The organism is Escherichia albertii NBRC 107761 = DSM 17582 (assembly GCF_000759775.1).
Taxonomy (GTDB): Bacteria; Pseudomonadota; Gammaproteobacteria; order Enterobacterales; family Enterobacteriaceae; genus Escherichia; species Escherichia albertii.
Window position 1 is genome coordinate 1 of sequence record NZ_BBMY01000022.1, and the last position, 13,253, is coordinate 13,253.

The 13,253-nt window shown below is 49.6% G+C and carries 13 protein-coding genes; 7 read left to right on the plus strand and 6 right to left on the minus strand.

The window, feature by feature from the left end; genetic code table 11:
- Window positions 1-313: 313 nt before the first annotated feature.
- Together EA14781_RS06155 and torZ are read left to right on the plus strand one after the other, a co-directional pair.
- A complete protein-coding gene (locus EA14781_RS06155; RefSeq protein WP_001253146.1) occupies window positions 314-1,414 on the plus strand; it encodes a NapC/NirT family cytochrome c in 1,101 nt (366 codons plus the stop codon).
- 24 nt (window positions 1,415-1,438) lie between these two features.
- Window positions 1,439-3,868, plus strand: a complete 2,430-nt coding sequence (gene torZ / locus EA14781_RS06160) for a trimethylamine N-oxide reductase TorZ (protein WP_000176857.1) — start codon at window positions 1,439-1,441, stop codon at window positions 3,866-3,868.
- A gap of 163 nt (window positions 3,869-4,031) precedes the next feature.
- Here the strand turns inward: torZ and cmoB are convergent, their stop codons facing one another.
- Genes cmoB through EA14781_RS06185 form a run of 5 tightly spaced genes read right to left on the minus strand, consistent with a single transcriptional unit; the run spans window position 4,032 to window position 7,613 of the window.
- On the minus strand, window positions 4,032-5,003 hold the full coding sequence (gene cmoB, locus EA14781_RS06165; protein WP_000564757.1) for a tRNA 5-methoxyuridine(34)/uridine 5-oxyacetic acid(34) synthase CmoB: 972 nt from the start codon (window positions 5,001-5,003) through the stop codon (window positions 4,032-4,034).
- Complete coding sequence (gene cmoA / locus EA14781_RS06170) at window positions 5,000-5,743, minus strand: carboxy-S-adenosyl-L-methionine synthase CmoA (protein WP_000019623.1); 744 nt, start codon at window positions 5,741-5,743, stop codon at window positions 5,000-5,002. The genes cmoB and cmoA overlap by 4 nt, the downstream gene beginning before the upstream one ends.
- A gap of 40 nt (window positions 5,744-5,783) precedes the next feature.
- Entirely contained in the window at window positions 5,784-6,179 is a 396-nt protein-coding gene (locus EA14781_RS06175) for an MAPEG family protein (RefSeq protein ID WP_002462319.1), read from the minus strand.
- A gap of 52 nt (window positions 6,180-6,231) precedes the next feature.
- A complete protein-coding gene (locus tag EA14781_RS06180) occupies window positions 6,232-7,050 on the minus strand; it encodes a DUF72 domain-containing protein (RefSeq protein WP_000639246.1) in 819 nt (272 codons plus the stop codon).
- The gene (locus EA14781_RS06185; protein WP_000891645.1) at window positions 7,047-7,613 is read right to left on the minus strand and encodes a hydrolase; all 567 of its coding nucleotides are present in this window, start codon (window positions 7,611-7,613) and stop codon (window positions 7,047-7,049) included. Before EA14781_RS06185 ends, EA14781_RS06180 begins: the two co-directional genes overlap by 4 nt.
- Before the next feature lie 310 nt (window positions 7,614-7,923).
- On the opposite strand from EA14781_RS06185, the gene aspS reads away from it, so the two are divergent.
- The 4 genes from aspS (at window position 7,924) to ruvC (ending at window position 11,592) form a co-directional block, all read left to right on the plus strand.
- Window positions 7,924-9,696: an aspartate--tRNA ligase gene (aspS, locus tag EA14781_RS06190; RefSeq protein ID WP_001258623.1), complete on the plus strand. Its 1,773-nt coding sequence runs from the start codon at window positions 7,924-7,926 to the stop codon at window positions 9,694-9,696.
- Between the two features lie 117 nt (window positions 9,697-9,813).
- Window positions 9,814-10,266, plus strand: a complete 453-nt coding sequence (gene nudB / locus EA14781_RS06195) for a dihydroneopterin triphosphate diphosphatase (RefSeq protein WP_010338146.1) — start codon at window positions 9,814-9,816, stop codon at window positions 10,264-10,266.
- A gap of 29 nt (window positions 10,267-10,295) precedes the next feature.
- A complete protein-coding gene (locus tag EA14781_RS06200; protein ID WP_000907237.1) occupies window positions 10,296-11,036 on the plus strand; it encodes a YebC/PmpR family DNA-binding transcriptional regulator in 741 nt (246 codons plus the stop codon).
- A gap of 34 nt (window positions 11,037-11,070) precedes the next feature.
- Window positions 11,071-11,592: a crossover junction endodeoxyribonuclease RuvC gene (ruvC, locus tag EA14781_RS06205; RefSeq protein ID WP_001295503.1), complete on the plus strand. Its 522-nt coding sequence runs from the start codon at window positions 11,071-11,073 to the stop codon at window positions 11,590-11,592.
- A gap of 1 nt (window position 11,593) precedes the next feature.
- Here ruvC and EA14781_RS06210 read toward each other — a convergent pair whose 3' ends face one another.
- A complete protein-coding gene (locus EA14781_RS06210) occupies window positions 11,594-12,196 on the minus strand; it encodes a YebB family permuted papain-like enzyme (RefSeq protein WP_001024933.1) in 603 nt (200 codons plus the stop codon).
- Window positions 12,197-12,504: 308 nt separating this feature from the next.
- Here EA14781_RS06210 and EA14781_RS06215 point away from each other — a divergent pair, with 308 nt between their 5' ends.
- Window positions 12,505-13,191, plus strand: coding sequence for a hypothetical protein (locus tag EA14781_RS06215; protein ID WP_000871795.1), 687 nt, complete (start codon window positions 12,505-12,507; stop codon window positions 13,189-13,191).
- Window positions 13,192-13,253: the final 62 nt, after the last annotated feature.

The following is a 13,253-nucleotide window of genomic DNA, read 5'->3' on the forward strand; positions in this document are numbered from 1 at the left end:
GTCCCTGGTCTGTATGAAAAACAAACAAAACCTGTATTGCATCGACGGGATTGTAGATCTGCGTTGTACAAAAAATAGCATTAAAAAGGTTACATACATTCATTTTAATTATGTGGTTTAATTTATTAAAACTGCCAAATATATATTAAAAATAATGTACAGAATCTTTCCTGGTTATTGATAGTTAAATTGCAATAAATCATATTCTTTACCTTTTATTTCAGGCAGTGTTGTATTGCTCTTATTTAATCAAAAATACGTTATATATTTATTTATACAGCAAGTGGATGTTGGACTTTAATTCGAGGGATATATGCGAAGGAAAAAACGCATTGGTTTAATTATGCTGGTAGTTGGTGTGCTCGTTGGTGTCGGTGGTTTGTTGTTGTCACAACACGTTTTGCATAAAACATCAGAAACTGCTTTTTGCCTGTCGTGCCACTCGATGAGTAAACCGTTTGAGGAGTATCAGGGAACTGTCCACTTTTCTAATCAGAAAGGGATTCGCGCCGAGTGCGCCGATTGCCATATTCCAAAGTCAGGTGTGGATTATTTATTTGCTAAATTAAAAGCATCTAAAGATATTTATCATGAATTTGTTAGCGGAAAAATAGACAGCGACGATAAATTCGAAGCCCATCGCCAGGAAATGGCGGAAACGGTCTGGAAACAATTAAGAGAAACAGATTCAGCGACCTGCCGCAGTTGTCATACGTTCAATGCTATGGATATTGCATCACAAAGTGAATCGGCCCAAAAAATGCATACCAAAGCACAAAAAGATGGCGAAACATGTATTGATTGCCATAAAGGAATTGCCCATTTTCCGCCGGAAATAAAAATGGATGACAACGCGGTGCATGAACTGGAAGTTCAGGCTGCTACATCTGTCACCAATGGCGCACATATTTATCCTTTCAAACCCTCTCGTATAGGCGAGCTGGCTACCGCGAATCCTGGTACGGATCTCACGGTTGTTGATGCCAGCGGCAAACAGCCAATTGTCCAGTTGCAGGGTTATCAAATGCAGGGCAGCGAAAACACGCTCTATGTTGCACGTGGTCAGCGGCTGGCAATAGCTACGTTAAGTGATGCAGGTATCAAGGCTCTTACTGTCATCAGCGAATGGCAGGCTGATGAATACGGTAATCAATGGCGTGCGGCGTCATTGCAGGGTGAGCTTCTTGATCCCGCGTTAGCGGACCGTAAACCGTTGTGGCAATACGCAGGAAAACTTGATGATACCTACTGCGCCGGGTGCCATGCACCTATTGCCGCAGATCATTACACCGTTAATGCCTGGCCCTCCATCGCCAAAGGAATGGGGGCTCGTACCAGCATGAGCGACAACGAACTGGACATTTTGACGCGGTACTTCCAGTACAACGCCAAAGATATAACTGAGAAAAAGTGATCCTGGTTGATCAGGGAGGAATTTATGACATTAACACGACGCGAATTTATTAAGCATAGCGGTATTGCTGCGGGGGCGCTGGTAGTGACCTCTGCTACGCCGCTACCCGCATGGGCAGATGAAAACGGCGGTAAAATTCTGACAGCGGGGCGCTGGGGGGCGATGAACGTAGAGATGAAGGACGGAAAAATTGTGTCTTCCACCGGTGCGCTGGCAAAAACCATACCGAACTCTTTGCAGTCTACCGCGGCGGATCAGGTGCACACCACGGCGCGTATCCAGCATCCGATGGTCAGAAAAAGCTACCTTGAAAACCCGCTGAAACCGGTCAAAGGGCGTGGCGAAGATAGCTATGTTCAGGTGACCTGGGAACAAGCGTTAAAGCTGATTCATGAGCAGCACGATCGTATTCGTAAAGCCAACGGTCCATCGGCTATTTTTGCCGGTTCCTACGGCTGGCGTTCTTCAGGTGTACTGCATAAAGCACAAACGCTGATGCAGCGTTATATGAATCTGGCAGGTGGTTATTCCGGGCATAGTGGTGATTACTCTACCGGGGCCGCTCAGGTCATCATGCCGCACGTGGTGGGTTCCGTGGAGGTTTACGAACAGCAAACGTCCTGGCCATTAATTCTGGAAAATAGTCAGGTGGTGGTGTTGTGGGGAATGAACCCGCTTAATACCTTAAAAATTGCCTGGAGCAGTACCGATGAACAAGGGCTGGAATACTTCCATCAGCTGAAGAAATCGGGCAAACCGGTGATTGCCATCGACCCTATCCGTTCCGAAACAATAGAGTTCTTCGGCGATAACGCGACCTGGATCGCGCCGAATATGGGGACCGACGTAGCGCTGATGTTAGGCATCGCGCATACCCTGGTGACACAAAGCAAGCACGATAAAGCCTTCCTTGAAAAATACACCACCGGCTACCCGCAATTTGAAGAATATCTGACAGGCAAGAATGATAATACGCCGAAGAGTGCGGCCTGGGCGGCAGAAATTACGGGTGTCCCGGAAGCGCAGATTGTCAAACTGGCTGAACTGATGGCGGCGAATCGCACGATGCTGATGGCAGGCTGGGGGATCCAACGCCAGCAATACGGAGAACAGAAACACTGGATGCTGGTGACGCTGGCGGCAATGCTTGGGCAGATTGGTACGCCGGGCGGCGGTTTTGGTTTCTCATATCATTATTCCAACGGTGGTAACCCGACGCGTGTTGGCGGCGTGCTGCCGGAAATGTCTGCGGCAATTGCCGGACAGGCGAGTGAAGAAGCCGATGATGGCGGCATGATGGCAATTCCTGTTGCCCGTATTGTCGCTGCACTGGAAAATCCTGGCGGCAAATACCAACACAACGGTAAAGAGCAAACCTACCCGGATATTAAAATGATTTGGTGGGCCGGCGGCGGTAATTTCACCCATCACCAGGATACTAATCGCCTGATTAAAGCCTGGCAGAAACCGGAAATGATCGTCGTTTCTGAGTGTTACTGGACGGCAGCCGCCAAACATGCGGATATCGTATTACCGATCACCACATCGTTTGAGCGCAATGACCTGACGATGACCGGCGATTACAGTAACCAGCATATTGTGCCGATGAAGCAGGCAGTGCCTCCACAATTTGAAGCTCGCAATGATTTTGATGTGTTTGCCGACCTTGCGGAATTGCTGAAACCCGGTGGTAAAGAGATTTATACCGAAGGTAAAGATGAAATGGCGTGGCTGAAATTCTTTTATGATGCTGCCCAGAAAGGCGCCCGTGCGCAGCGTGTCAGTATGCCGGTGTTTGGGACCTTCTGGCAGCAAAATAAACTGCTTGAAATGCGCCGCAGCGAGAAGAACGATCAATATGTTCGCTACGGTGATTTCCGTGCCGATCCAGTGAAAAATGCGCTGGGTACGCCAAGCGGCAAAATTGAAATCTATTCAAAAACGCTGGAAAAATTTGGCTATAAGGATTGCCCGGCACACCCAACCTGGCTGGCTCCAGATGAATGGAAAGGCACCGCTGACGAGAAGCAATTGCAGCTTCTGACTGCTCATCCGGCTCACCGTTTACATAGCCAGCTTAACTATGCTGAGTTGCGTAAAAAATATGCCGTTGCCGATCGTGAACCCGTCACTATTCACACTGAAGATGCCGCGCGATTCGGTATTGCAAGTGGCGATCTGGTGCGTGTCTGGAACAAACGCGGGCAGATTTTGGCAGGGGCCGTGGTGACAGACGGTATCAAAAAAGGCGTGGTGTGCGTACATGAAGGCGCATGGCCTGATCTGGAAAATGGTTTGTGCAAAAATGGTTGTGCGAACGTATTAACGGCGGATATTCCCAGCTCACAACTGGCGAACGCGTGTGCCGGCAATACCTCGCTGGTGTATATCGAAAAATATACGGGCAGTGTGCCGAAGTTAACGGCATTTGATCAGCCTGCCATCCAGGCATAAGAAGCGAATAGCGCCCGGAAAGGGCGCTGAGGTTATGCAAACACAAAACTGCCAGATGCGCTATGCTTATCAGGCCTACATAGTTTCTGCAATATATTGAATTTGCGGGAATTCGTAGGCCGGATAAGGCATTCATGTCGCATTTGGCAGTAATACCTGACCTTTACGGCTTACGCGCAATTAACACCGCGCGTTTAGGCGCAGGATAACCTTCCACCGTTTTGCCCGGATCATGCGGATCGAGAAAATCGGCCAGTGATTCTGTTACCATCCATTCGGTGCGTCGCTGCTCTTCCGTAGTGGTAACGCTCACATCCGCAATGCGGATATCAACAAAACCGCACTTCTTCAGCCAGTTCTTTAGCGCCAGCGCCGACGGAATAAAATAGACATTACGCATCTGTGCATAACGATCGCCTGGCACCAGTACGGTGTTCTCATCGCCATCAATAACCAGCGTTTCCAGTACCAGTTCACCTTCATTCACCAGTTGATCTTTCAACTGCCAAAGGTGTTCCAGCGGTGAACGACGATGATAAAGCACGCCCATCGAAAATACGGTATCAAAGGCTTTCAGCGCTGGAAGCTGCTCAATCCCCAACGGTAATAAATGCGCGCGTTGATCATTACCCAGCAGTTTGCGTACCGCTTCGAACTGGCAGAGGAACAGTTGCGTAGGATCAATACCTACCGCCAGATGCGCTCCGGCGCCAATCATACGCCACATGTGATAACCGCTGCCGCAGCCAACATCCAGAATGGTGCGCCCGGTTAAATCAGAAAGGTGCGGCAGAACACGATCCCATTTCCAGTCAGAACGCCATTCGGTGTCAATGTTGACGCCATACAGCGAGAACGGCCCTTTACGCCACGGCATCAGGTTACGCATCAGGGTTTCAATGCGTTTAATCTGCCCGGCGCTCAGCGGCTCTTCGCTTTCAGCCGTCACGCTATGCAGTAAATCGAGACGATACGGTTTGATTTCAGGCAGAAATTCCACCGCATTGGACCACTGTTTAAACAGGCCGTGCTGCTGTTCACGCTGCCAGCTGGCAATCTGCGCGGGCAGGGTTTCCAGCCAGTGTGAAAGATGATTTTTGGCAATCAGAGAATAAAAGTTACCAAAGTCGATCATGCAGCGTCCTCTGCTTTTAATGCCACCAGCGAACCAAAGTTAAAGCACTGGAACCATAGCTCGCTATGTTCAAATCCGGCTTTATGTAAACGCGCTTTATGCGTTTCAACGGAATCGGTCAGCATCACGTTTTCTAACATACTGCGTTTCTGACTGATTTCCAGTTCGCTATAACCATTGGCACGTTTAAAGTCGTGATGCATGTTGAACAATAACTCACCGACTTTGGCATCTTCAAAACTGAATTTTTCTGAAAGCACCAGGGCTCCGCCAGGATTCAGCCCTTGATAAATTTTATCCAGTAATGCCTGGCGCTCGGAAGGTGCCAGGAATTGCAGGGTAAAATTCAGTACCACCATCGACGCGTTTTCAATGGCGATATTGCGAATATCACCTTCAATCACGTCAACTGGCGTTGGCGCTTTGTAAGCGTCAATATGACGACGGCAACGTTCAATCATCGCCGGGGAATTGTCGATGGCGATAATCTTGCAATTATCATGGTGAATGTTGCGACGCACCGAGAGCGTCGCCGCGCCCAAAGAACACCCTAAATCGTAAACCTGCGTACCAGGTTGAACGAAACGTTCAGCCAGCATGCCAATCATTGAAATAATATTGGAGTAGCCGGGGACGGAGCGCTGAATCATATCCGGGAAGACTTCGGCTACCCGTTCATCAAAGGTCCAGTCGCCCAGGCTGGCGATAGGGACAGAAAATAGCGTGTCGCGGTGAGACATAACGTAAAAATCCGGGAAAAAGAAAGTGGCGTATTGTGCGCTAACGCAGGGAGAAAACCAACTCCCAGGGCATGTACCAAAGATTTGCCAGCACCATCAGCAACAGCGCACACCAGGTGGCGCTCATGCCGGAACGCCGCCAGCGAAACAGACGATGATGAAAACCGTAATAGTGCATCAGACGACCAGCAAGCAAAATAATGCCGCAAATATGCACCATCCAGGTTTCGGCGCCATTCATTTCCATAAACAGCATCAACACAATCGCGATAGGAATATATTCTACCGCGTTGCCGTGAATGCGAATGGCGCTTTGCAGTTCGCTAAAACCGCCGTCGCCATAGGCAACGCGATATTGCATTCGCAGGCGAACAACATCAAAAGAGAACTTCATTAATAACAACGCACCTAAAACGGCATACAGCGCGCTTACCATACAAACTCCCTTTAAAACGGCCAATGGCACCTGTCTATGATAGGTGGCAAATTCAGAAAAGAGAAGATTGCTGTGGGATTGCCGGGACTGCTCCGATCACTGGAAGTATGGCGCGCAAGTCTTCCCACAGGGTATGTACCAGCTCTGGCGCCTGGGCGATATCCGGCGTATGCAGAAAAAGATACGGTGTTGTGCTCTGATGCCACTGGGCTAATTTCTGTAACCAGACCTGAAATAACTCCCGGCTTTGTGTCATATCATCGCTGCCAATAAAACGGATCAGCGGGTTTGTTGCCGTCAGGACCGCGTGCACCGGAACCTTTGGTTTTTTACGTTGGGCGTCGCGAATGGCTTCATTATGTGGACGTGCGGCATGAACCGGGCGGCTGTCCAGTATTACCCTATTAACGCCACGTTGATGCAAGCCGCGATTAAGCGTTTGTTCTTCTTCCCCTTTGGCAAAAAATAGCGGATGGCGAACTTCCACACCGTAGGTAAACTCGCCAGGCAGAGTATCGAGAAAATGCCAAAGCGCAGGCAGATCCCGTGGACCGAAGGTAGCGGGTAATTGCAGCCAGAATTGCCCAATGCGTGGTGCCAGCGGCGACATACGGGTGAAAAACTCTGTCACTAAATCGTCGCAATGACGTAATGCAGCCTGATGCGAAATAGTTGCCGGGAACTTAAAACAAAAACGGAAATCGTCGCTGGTTTGCTCACGCCAGCGCAGCACAACTTCCGCTTTCGGCAGTGCATACAGAGTAGTGTTGCCCTCTACGCAGTTAAAGTGGCGGGCGTACTCTTCCAGACTGGTGATCCCCAGACGTCCCCATTTAGGATGCGACCATTGCGGCAGACCGATGTAAATCATAACGCGTTGAGGATCTCTTCCACACTACGCACACGGGCAATGCGCGGATAGATATGCTTAATGCTGTTATTGTGCTGTTCGGCGCTGGCGGCGCTACAGGCATCTTCGGCTATCACCAGATTAAAACCTAACTCCCAGGCGTTGCGGGCAGTGGACTCGACGCCGATATTGGTGGATATGCCGCATAAGACGAGGGTGTCAATACCGCGGCGGCGTAATTGCAACTCCAGATCCGTACCGTAAAACGCTCCCCATTGGCGTTTTATTATTTCGATATCGCTGTCAGTCGCGCCCAATGCCGCGGGATGCCGCCACCAGTTTTCCGGCAACGCTCTGGCAGGCGAGGGCGCATCGACGGGTTGTTTTAATGCTTCGGCGTAATCGCCAGACCAGCCGACGCGCACCAGAAACACGGGTTGCCCGTTAGCCCGAAATTTAGCCGCCAGTTTTCCAGCTCGACTCACCACTTCCTCGGCAGTATGCGGACCACCAGCAAAAGGCAGGATGCCTTCCTGTAAATCGATTACCACTAACGCGGTGGTTTTGGCATTAAGTTCCAGCATGATGTCTCCAGATAAAACAAAATCGAGCCTCTCGCCTTAATGCGATTAGCCGGTGGCTGAGTGACAAATTTTGTTAATTTTTATGAGTTCGGGCAACACCTTTATAGCAAACAGGGGTAGAGTCTGATTCCGACCCTGATATAAAGTGGTAACGAGTCGTTCCAGAGAGGGTCAGACTCTTACGGTGCGGCAGAATTTCCAGTATAATAGCCGCCTTTTTTCATTCAGTTGTGACATACAGCTAACGCTGCGACTTAGGTCACCTGCGCAGCAGGGGACATCCGCCGGCAGCTAAGTTAAGGGATATCTCATGCGTACAGAATATTGTGGACAGCTTCGTTTGTCCCACGTGGGGCAGCAGGTGACTCTGTGTGGTTGGGTCAACCGTCGTCGTGATCTCGGTAGCCTGATCTTCATCGACATGCGCGACCGCGAAGGTATCGTGCAGGTATTTTTCGATCCGGATCGTGCGGACGCGTTAAAGCTGGCCTCTGAACTGCGTAATGAGTTCTGCATCCAGGTGATGGGCACCGTACGTGCGCGTGACGAAAAAAATATCAACCGCGATATGGCGACCGGCGAAATCGAAGTGCTGGCCTCCTCGTTGACCATCATCAACCGCGCAGACGTTCTGCCGCTTGACTCTAACCACGTCAACACCGAAGAAGCGCGTCTGAAATACCGCTATCTCGACCTGCGTCGCCCGGAAATGGCTCAGCGTCTGAAAACCCGCGCTAAAATCACCAGCCTGGTGCGCCGTTTTATGGACGACCACGGCTTCCTCGACATCGAAACTCCGATGCTGACCAAAGCTACGCCGGAAGGCGCGCGTGACTACCTGGTGCCTTCTCGTGTGCACAAAGGTAAATTCTACGCGCTGCCGCAATCCCCGCAGCTGTTCAAACAGCTGCTGATGATGTCTGGTTTTGACCGTTACTATCAGATCGTTAAATGCTTCCGCGACGAAGACCTGCGTGCCGACCGTCAGCCTGAATTTACTCAGATCGATGTGGAAACCTCTTTCATGACCGCGCCGCAGGTGCGTGAAGTGATGGAGGCACTGGTGCGTCATCTGTGGCTGGAAGTGAAGGGCGTGGATCTGGGTGATTTCCCGGTAATGACCTTTGCGGAAGCTGAACGTCGCTACGGCTCCGATAAACCGGACCTGCGCAACCCGATGGAACTGACTGACGTTGCCGATCTGCTGAAATCTGTTGAGTTTGCAGTATTTGCAGGTCCAGCGAACGATCCGAAAGGCCGCGTCGCGGCTCTGCGTGTTCCGGGCGGCGCGTCGCTGACCCGTAAGCAGATCGACGAATACGGTAACTTCGTTAAGATCTATGGTGCGAAAGGTTTGGCTTACATCAAAGTCAACGAACGTGCGAAAGGTCTGGAAGGTATCAACAGTCCGGTGGCTAAATTCCTTAATGCAGAAATCATCGACGCCATTCTGGATCGCACCGCCGCACAAGATGGCGATATGATTTTCTTCGGCGCAGACAACAAGAAAATTGTTGCCGATGCAATGGGTGCGCTGCGTCTGAAAGTGGGTAAAGACCTTGGTCTGATTGACGAAAGCAAGTGGGCGCCGCTGTGGGTTATCGACTTCCCAATGTTTGAAGACGACGGCGAAGGCGGTCTGACGGCAATGCACCATCCGTTCACTTCACCGAAAGACATGACGGCGGCAGAACTGAAAGCTGCACCGGAAAATGCGGTGGCTAACGCTTACGATATGGTCATCAATGGTTACGAAGTGGGCGGTGGTTCTGTGCGTATCCATAATGGTGATATGCAGCAGACGGTGTTTGGTATTCTGGGTATCAACGAAGAGGAACAGCGCGAGAAATTCGGCTTCCTGCTCGACGCCCTGAAATACGGTACTCCGCCGCACGCAGGTCTGGCATTCGGTCTTGACCGTCTGACTATGCTGCTGACCGGCACCGACAACATCCGTGATGTTATCGCCTTCCCGAAAACTACGGCAGCAGCGTGTCTGATGACTGAAGCACCGAGCTTTGCTAACCCGACTGCACTGGCTGAACTGGGCATTCAGGTTGTGAAGAAGGCTGAGAATAACTGATATGGCTAAAGTACACGAAATCATTCGCGTTGTATCAAGGCGGCAACTGAGTGAATTCCTATGAGCATAGACAACTATGTGAATGGGATGAGCGAAGATTGCCAGCGAAGAGGCGACGTGGAGGATAAAGTGTATAAGCGCCCCGTTTCGGTCTTAGTGGTTATCTATGCCCAGGATACGAAACGAGTGCTGATGCTACAGCGGCGTGATGATCCCAGCTTCTGGCAGTCGGTAACCGGCAGCGTGGAAGAGGGAGAGACCGCGCCGCAGGCTGCCATGCGCGAAGTAAAGGAAGAGGTCACCATTGATGTTGTCGCTGAACAACTGACCTTAATTGACTGCCAGCGCACGGTAGAGTTTGAGATCTTTTCACATTTACGTCATCGCTATGCGCCGGGCGTGACGCGTAATACGGAATCATGGTTCTGTATTGCGCTACCGCACGAGCGTCAGGTCGTATTTACCGAGCATCTGGCATACCAATGGCTTGATGCTCCCTCTGCGGCGGCACTCACCAAGTCCTGGAGCAACCGGCAGGCGATCGAACAGTTTGTAATTAACGCTGCCTGAACAGGCAGAGCTATTTTGGAGATATTTTTATGGCAGGTCATAGTAAATGGGCCAACACCAGACATCGTAAAGCTGCGCAGGATGCTAAGCGCGGTAAAATCTTCACTAAAATCATTCGTGAACTGGTGACGGCCGCTAAGCTGGGCGGTGGCGATCCAGATGCTAACCCGCGTCTGCGTGCAGCAATTGATAAAGCGTTGTCTAACAACATGACCCGTGACACCCTGAACCGCGCTATCGCACGTGGTGTAGGTGGTGATGATGGTGCGGACATGGAAACCATCATCTACGAAGGTTACGGTCCTGGCGGCACGGCAATCATGGTTGAATGTCTGTCTGATAACCGTAATCGTACTGTTGCTGAAGTGCGTCACGCATTCAGCAAATGTGGCGGCAACCTCGGTACTGACGGTTCCGTAGCCTATCTGTTCAGCAAAAAAGGTGTGATCTCCTTCGAGAAAGGCGATGAAGATACCATCATGGAAGCAGCGCTGGAAGCTGGGGCGGAAGACGTTGTGACCTATGATGACGGCGCAATCGACGTCTACACTGCATGGGAAGAGATGGGTAAAGTCCGCGATGCTCTGGAAGCTGCAGGCCTGAAAGCAGACAGTGCAGAAGTTTCCATGATCCCGTCGACCAAAGCGGATATGGATGCAGAAACCGCACCGAAACTGATGCGTCTGATCGACATGCTGGAAGATTGCGACGATGTTCAGGAAGTTTACCATAACGGTGAAATCTCTGATGAGGTTGCAGCGACCCTCTAATGAGGCCAGCTAAACAGCACAACGGAGACGCGTGATGGCTATAATTCTCGGCATTGACCCGGGTTCGCGCGTTACCGGCTATGGCGTGATCCGCCAGGTAGGCAGGCAACTGTCCTACCTGGGTAGCGGATGCATACGCACTAAAGTGGATGATTTACCGTCTCGTCTGAAACTTATTTATGCGGGCGTGACGGAAATCATCACCCAGTTTCAGCCCGATTATTTCGCAATCGAACAAGTCTTTATGGCGAAGAACGCTGACTCTGCCCTGAAATTAGGGCAGGCGCGCGGCGTGGCGATTGTTGCGGCGGTGAATCAGGAATTGCCGGTATTTGAATATGCTGCTCGCCAGGTGAAGCAAACGGTGGTGGGTATTGGTAGTGCTGAAAAAAGTCAGGTGCAACATATGGTGCGCACCTTGCTGAAACTTCCTGCTAACCCGCAGGCGGACGCCGCCGATGCGCTGGCGATTGCTATCACCCACTGCCATGTCAGCCAGAATGCGATGCAGATGAGCGAATCGCGGCTGAATCTGGCCAGAGGGCGACTGCGTTAAATTATACCGCCTCGGTCAGCTTTGGCTGAGGCGTTTCTACCCCTTCCATATAAATCAACGTCAGAGCGGGATGATGCCACAAGCTCGCGGGCGTAACCGTTTTACGTTCCCACGGAATTGAGCCTAAAAACCAGAACTTCCAGAAGGTGAGTTTTGCATTCGGATTGCTGTTTAACAGTTCTCCAAACGTCTCTATTTCGCCCACCGGAATACACAACGCTTCTTTATAAATATCAAACACAAATTTAGAGCAGAACTGGCGTGATGATTCGTACTTAAATCCAGTATGGTACAGTTTTCGCAGCCGGGAGGGGACCTGTTCAACAAGACGTTGTTTTTGCTGTTCTGTTAGCCCAACGCCTAATCGCTTTACAGCATAACGTTGATTAGAGGAACGTTTAATAAAACGGGACAGAGTGGTAATAGTGGAGAGCGGTACGCGACTTTCGGCAACGAGAAAATCTTCTCCATTATGACCGATAATGATACCAACGTGATTGCTCCAGCAATTTGATGCAGCAGAAATTTGGCCAAATAATGCAGCACCTATACATGTAAAGACAATATCGCCAATTTCATATTCAGCAGGATAATTGATATTCACTGTGTCAATCCATTATTAATGGGTGGTTTAGGGGGGATTTATCCCGGGGGAAAGTAACATCAGGGATAAAGATTAACAAGGCGTATTTTATATTTGCTGAATTAATATATTTTATATTTTTATTTTTCATGTGAATGAAATGGCCAATTCTGTTGACCATAATGTTAAGTGAGAACAGAATGAAAATAGAATTGTGAAATGTGCTGAAGGGATTCTTATGGTTGGCTGTCGGCGATTTATCAACAAGATAATGAGTATTATCTTAAAGCTGTCTGGTATTACTGAATGATATTACGGACGATACGGCGATGAAATGGCTTTGGCAAATTTATATTATTCTGTTTTTTCTTTTTATCCAGTTTATTATCGCTGGTTTCTCCTCCTGTTTTATCGATCTCACAGAGGCGAATACCGCCGCCTTGTTACTGGCTCCTGGAACCATTTCATTACTCTTTTTTTTGTTGCCATTTGAAAATCTACGTGGGCTATATCGGATATGTGCAGCGATTGCATCAGTGGCACTTACCGTTACGTTTAATTACTGGCATCTGGTAGAAGGTAATAAAGAACTGGTTCTTGTCGCGCAATTAGCCTTATTCATCGGATGTATGGCTTATGCCAGTGAAAGATATAAAAAAGGGCTGGTGCTGTCATCTTTGTTGTTGGCTGCGCTCTGTATAGCAGGTGTACTACGGCAAGTCTGGCTCGAAAGGCAGTTTTATCAGGTCAATATTTGTATTGTTAATAAAGCTGGAGGGTGTGGCGCCAGTAACCATTGTTTTCGTGATATTGAGCAAAGGCGTTGTGATACCAGCGAATACAGCAATGATTTATTTACTGGCGAAGAATATGTCAATGTCTGGTTTGACTATGTCAATGGTACTCCTCTGGTGAATGTTGCAGGACAGAATGATAAATTAGCCCAGTACATGCTATGTGGAAACACGTTACTTCCCGTTGGCCGGACTGGTGAAATAATATGCGAATCGCGGTGAATAATTTGGGTTTATCATCAATATCTCGCTGGATATCTATCCAGCATTTTTTTATCATACAA

What these genes read in the sequence shown, in the direction of transcription:
- ruvC (WP_001295503.1), top strand. Translation starts at nt 11,071, where the DNA reads ATGGCTATAATTCTCGGCATTGACCCGGGTTCGCGCGTTACCGGCTAT.
- EA14781_RS06175 (WP_002462319.1), bottom strand. Translation starts at nt 6,179, where the DNA reads ATGGTAAGCGCGCTGTATGCCGTTTTAGGTGCGTTGTTATTAATGAAG.
- cmoB (WP_000564757.1), bottom strand. Translation starts at nt 5,003, where the DNA reads ATGATCGACTTTGGTAACTTTTATTCTCTGATTGCCAAAAATCATCTT.
- EA14781_RS06185 (WP_000891645.1), bottom strand. Translation starts at nt 7,613, where the DNA reads ATGCTGGAACTTAATGCCAAAACCACCGCGTTAGTGGTAATCGATTTA.
- cmoA (WP_000019623.1), bottom strand. Translation starts at nt 5,743, where the DNA reads ATGTCTCACCGCGACACGCTATTTTCTGTCCCTATCGCCAGCCTGGGC.
- EA14781_RS06155 (WP_001253146.1), top strand. Translation starts at nt 314, where the DNA reads ATGCGAAGGAAAAAACGCATTGGTTTAATTATGCTGGTAGTTGGTGTG.
- aspS (WP_001258623.1), top strand. Translation starts at nt 7,924, where the DNA reads ATGCGTACAGAATATTGTGGACAGCTTCGTTTGTCCCACGTGGGGCAG.
- EA14781_RS06200 (WP_000907237.1), top strand. Translation starts at nt 10,296, where the DNA reads ATGGCAGGTCATAGTAAATGGGCCAACACCAGACATCGTAAAGCTGCG.
- EA14781_RS06180 (WP_000639246.1), bottom strand. Translation starts at nt 7,050, where the DNA reads ATGATTTACATCGGTCTGCCGCAATGGTCGCATCCTAAATGGGGACGT.
- EA14781_RS06215 (WP_000871795.1), top strand. Translation starts at nt 12,505, where the DNA reads ATGAAATGGCTTTGGCAAATTTATATTATTCTGTTTTTTCTTTTTATC.
- torZ (WP_000176857.1), top strand. Translation starts at nt 1,439, where the DNA reads ATGACATTAACACGACGCGAATTTATTAAGCATAGCGGTATTGCTGCG.